Here is a 4,479-nt window from a genome sequence, read left to right as displayed (position 1 = left end):
GGCCGGCGCGCCGGGGCCGCCAGCAAACCTGACGGGTTGCCTCCGTGGTCTCCAGGGTCCGCCGTGCGGACCCTCGCCCCGCGATTGCCGGTCGCGGCTGGCACGATGAGCGGGACCGCCTAAAATGGCCAAAGTCGAGTGTAGGTGCTCCCGATGTAATCTTCCACCTGCTCGTAGACGTGACGTTCCGCTGCGGTCATCGCGACGAAGCGATCCTCCACCTGGCGTGTGGCGATCGGCGTCTTGAGCTTGCCGGCCGCGTGATAACGGCGCAGCAGCTCCCGGGTGTGGCGCGAGACCAGGGCGCGCAGGGGCGTGTTGAGTTTCATCAGCCGCACCGCCGCCTCGCGCTCGGCGGTTTCGAGTTGCTTCAAGGGGATGGATGCGGTGTCACGCAATGCCTTCAGAACCTTGCGGACCTTGAGTTTGCTCAAACCCGGCAAGCGGCGCAGGGCCGTGTCCTCGGCCAGCGCGCCGTAATCCCGCTCCGCCGCCCGAAAGAGGCTCGCCATCTGCCGCAGTTGATCGTGGGAGGGATTGGGGCGGGCGGCGTAGTCGAAGAAGTCGAGGAACGCCTGGGGGTGCCACTCGGTCGGCATGCCCAGCAAGGCGAGCAGGTCCCAGACCTCGATCGGACTCACCTGCATCGGTGTGGCCGTGAGCAGGACCAGCCCCGCGGTTCGGTCCCGCAGGGCCTGCATCAGCCGCAGGAGTTGGTTGGGGCGCTGATCCACACCCAGACCGCCGCCCGCACGGCGTGCGTGGTGGGCCTCGTCCAACACCACCAAATCCCAAGGCTGGGCGCCCGCCAGCAGTTCCGCCGCGCGGTCGCGACGGCGCATCAAGTGGCTGGAGGCGAGCACATAGGGCTCGCGGTGCCACTCCTTGGGACCGACCAGTCGTTGCGCCTCCCCCTGGAACCCCGGGGACTGCAACCAGCACAGACGCTGGCCGTCATAGATCGGCCAGTTCAGGTTGAACTTCTCGCGCAGCTCGATCTGCCATTGGCGCAACACCGCCTTGGGTGCGAGCACCAGCATGCGCCTCGCCCGGCCGGCGAGCCACGCCTGACGCAACAGCAGCCCGGCCTGGATGGTCTTGCCCAGTCCCACCTCGTCGGCAATCAACAGGTGCGGTGGCCAGTGGGCGTAGAGACGCTGGAAGGCGCGCACCTGATGGGGCCAGGGCGTCACCGCACTGGTGGCCTCCCCGACCCGCTCGCCACCCTTGGGTAAGGCCGGCGCGTGGCGGATGTAGCCCCAAATCAGACGCCGCGGGTCCAGGTGAGGTGCGGGCGGCCCGGCAGTGATGGGGGCCGGCTCGGTGGGCGACTCGACCTCAGCATGGGGCGTCTTGAGCCGACCAGGCAAGTCGTCCTTCGGCAGAAACGTGAGCAGTTCCAGGCGCACCGCCGCCGGCACGTCCATGACGATGGCACAGGTGGCCCGGTCCGCCCAGAGCCGCGCAAAGCTCTCCTCTTCGGCCTGCACGTGCGCCGCCCCACCGGTCCAGGTGGTATAGCAGTGGAAGCTCTCCCAGTTGTGCTTCCAACCGAATTCGGTCTCGTTGATGCTACCGCAGAAGGCGAGCCGGTTGCCCGCACCGTCTTCCAGGATACCGGCCTTCTCGTGGAAGAGCCCAAGACCGGCGATGGGCTTGCGCCCCTCATCGCAGGGCACGGCGACCTTCACGTCCAGGTGGCCCTTGGCGACCATCCAGGCCAGCAGGGCCAGGGCATCGATCGCCGCCGGGTCTGCGGCCCCCAGGGGCTCGGTCAGGAGGGCCGCCTCCACGGTATCGCGCAGGTCCGCGCCCTGCTGGATGGCCGCCAGGTCCTGGGGCTTCAGGGTGCAGCCCACCACCAGGCGCATACGGCCGCCGTTGCGGACCAGGCCCTCGATGCCGCGGGCGGCGAGCGCCAGGGCATAGGCGGAGAAGTAGCCGGTGGAGCGGTCATAGCGCACCGCGCATTCCAGGGCCGGGATATAGAACCCGGTAACCATGTCGCCCTGTTCGGGGGTGTACTTGGTCAGCCACTCCCGAGCCGTGAATAGTTTGATCATCATGCCGCAATCAGCCGTTGCCATTCGGCCAGCGCAATCGCAAGTGAGCCTTCCAGCCAGTCCTTGAACCGTTCGACCGTGCTCTCCCGCGGTTCGGCATAATTGAATTGAAAAAGGTCGACGCCAGCCGGGCGCAGGTCGACATACTCGTTGCCCCCGTCCTCCCGCTCGACGCGACGGTTCGTAAAGGCGGATGCGGCCATCACGCCGGTATCGCCATGCCCGTAGCCATGAAGACTGACAACGATCTCGAAACGGTCATCTGTCGCAATGCAGATTCGGACCCAGGCGCGGTACCGGTCGAGATTGGCGAAATAATGATGAAGGTGCGCTATGTCAACGATTTGCTTGTAAAAATAGTGCCGGTTGCCCCCCTCCTTACCGGCTGAGTGCAATTGTGCCCGATAGGGCGACTGCTGGGGCGGTGTCAAGGCCGCGAGTTGGCGATCGAGGTCGCCCGCAATCTCCTGCATCCGCGATTCGTCAATTGCGAACAGCGCATCCGCGCAATCGTAAACAAGACCGACCTGCCGCTGGGCCGCGTCATACTTGCCTTTGAGAACATGCAGTGCCGACGCGATAATGGCTTCGGCCTGCCGGCTTTGCTGGACCTGCTGCTCCAAGCCCAGTGCGTGCAGGATCGCTTCCTTTTGCCGGCGTGCGAACAAGCCGACCAGAGGCCTCAAGTCACCAGCGTCGGCGGCCTCCAGCGCGGGGATGTACTCCTGCCGGTCGGCATCGCGGATCACCAGCGGAAAGAAGCCCTCCTTGAGAAACACCAGCGATGCCAGCGCCCGCGCAACCCTGCCGTTGCCATCCTGAAACGGGTGGATCTGGGTGAACCGGTGGTGGAGCCAAGCGGCCTTGACCTCGGGAGGCAGGCCGGCGTCGTGGTCCCGGTACCAGTCGATCAGCCGCTGCATCTCGTCTTGCGTCAGCTCGGGCGGACAATAGGTGTGCATTGTTCCATCCCGGCGTCGCGGGTTGTTCGGCAATGTCTTGTACTTCCCTTTCTCGACGATGATGCCGGTCTCGATTGCCCACTCGCGCTGCAACTTCTTCAGAAAATCACGGAATGCGTCGCTCTCTTTCAACGCGACGCGCCGCTCCAGCCAGACCCTGCCAAGGGCTTGCAGCTCCGCCGAACCGTATGCCGCGGCGTCTTCAGGGAACTGCGCTATGAATCGGTAGGTCACTTTGCTATCTCCGCTAATGTCCTTGTCACATCATCTCTGTCTGCCATAACGAGAGTTGGGTCGGCCTGTCCACCCGGTCCGCATAGGCCAGCCGGCGCAGGTTCTCCAGGACCTCGAAGTCGCTGGCGGAGGGGAGCACGGCCTCTGCCGGGTCGAAGCCGGTGAAGGCGCGCGACGGCGGCAGTACCTCCAGCACCGCCTCCAGGGCGGACAGAAAGAGCGGCTCCTGGGTCACTTTGGCGCGCTCCAGCAGGTCCTGGGCGGCCTGAAGGCTGCGGGTGCGGGCGAGATGGGCGGCGTGGTGGATGGCGTCTATCCAGCCGCGGGAACCGTCGGCCGGTCCCAGGGCACCCTTGGCGGCGCGCATGGCGCTGTCCCAGAGGATGACGTTGCTGGCCTTCTTCTCGGCCACCCGTCCGATCACCTCGCGGTCCATGTCCAGTCCCACCACGCGGGCCAGGCGCAGCCCTTCGTCATAGGGGAACTGGGGGGCCTGAAAGGCGTCCGAGTACGAACCACTCGGTGAGCGGGTCCAGTTCGGCCTGGCGCTGCATGTGGGTGAGGCTCTCCATGCGCCAGCGTTTCACCTCACGGCGCGCCGCGTCCAGGGCGTCCTCGGGGGTCGCGAGATAGGGGTCCCAGGCCTCCTCGAACAGGTCCGCCTGGCGTTGCCGGCGCTTGACCTCGGGCTCCGGGCGGGGGGTGCCGCGCCGCACGGGCCAGTGACGGGAGAACTCCTCCAGCGCCGGTCCGAAGCAGGAGAGATACAGATCGACACCGCGGATGCCGGCGTCCTGAAAGGCCTTGATGCGGTTGCGCACCGCCGCGCGGACCCGGGGCTCCAGGTCCTCCCAGTAGAGTGACTCCGCAGTCTGACCGCGCTCGGCACGGGGGCGGCAGATCAGGAAGATGGTGCTGTTGGCGGCGGACTTGTCCTTGATGTGCAGAGAGCCCTCGGCCTCGGTGTTCACCGGCCAGGACGCGGTGATAACGAAGCCGGCCTCCATCAGGCCCTTGGTGAGCGCATCCCAGGCCCCGGTGGCCTTGTGGGTGAACATCAGGGTCATGATCCCGTCCGGCTTCAGCACCCGCCGACACTCGGCGAAAATAGCGGCCATGCGCTCCCGGTAGTCCTGGTTGGCCAGCTCCTTGGGGGCCTTCTGACCGCGGAACTTGGCCGGGTTGGCGACCGCCTCGTGCTCCTTGTCCGTGAGTGCCCG

3 protein-coding genes and 1 pseudogene are annotated in these 4,479 nt (G+C 66.4%); all 4 read right to left on the bottom strand.

All coding sequences use genetic code 11. From position 1 onward, the window contains the following. Positions 1–119 precede the first annotated feature (119 nt). Positions 120–2,066: an SNF2-related protein gene (locus tag QZY48_RS01120; RefSeq protein ID WP_295426601.1), complete on the bottom strand. Its 1,947-nt coding sequence runs from the start codon at positions 2,064–2,066 to the stop codon at positions 120–122. After that, entirely contained in the window at positions 2,063–3,259 is a 1,197-nt protein-coding gene (locus QZY48_RS01115; protein ID WP_295426600.1) for a Fic family protein, read from the bottom strand. The genes QZY48_RS01120 and QZY48_RS01115 overlap by 4 nt, the downstream gene beginning before the upstream one ends. 25 nt (positions 3,260–3,284) lie before the next feature. Beyond that, positions 3,285–3,695, bottom strand: a complete 411-nt coding sequence (locus QZY48_RS01110; protein WP_295426598.1) for a hypothetical protein — start codon at positions 3,693–3,695, stop codon at positions 3,285–3,287. 37 nt (positions 3,696–3,732) lie between these two features. Next, positions 3,733–4,479, bottom strand: a pseudogene (locus QZY48_RS01105) (hypothetical protein); the annotation flags it as partial.

Source organism: uncultured Thiodictyon sp., assembly GCF_903828115.1.
Lineage (GTDB): Bacteria > Pseudomonadota > Gammaproteobacteria > Chromatiales > Chromatiaceae > Thiodictyon.
The sequence above is the reverse complement of the archived record's forward strand: the minus strand, read 5'-3'. Positions and strand labels throughout refer to the sequence as shown.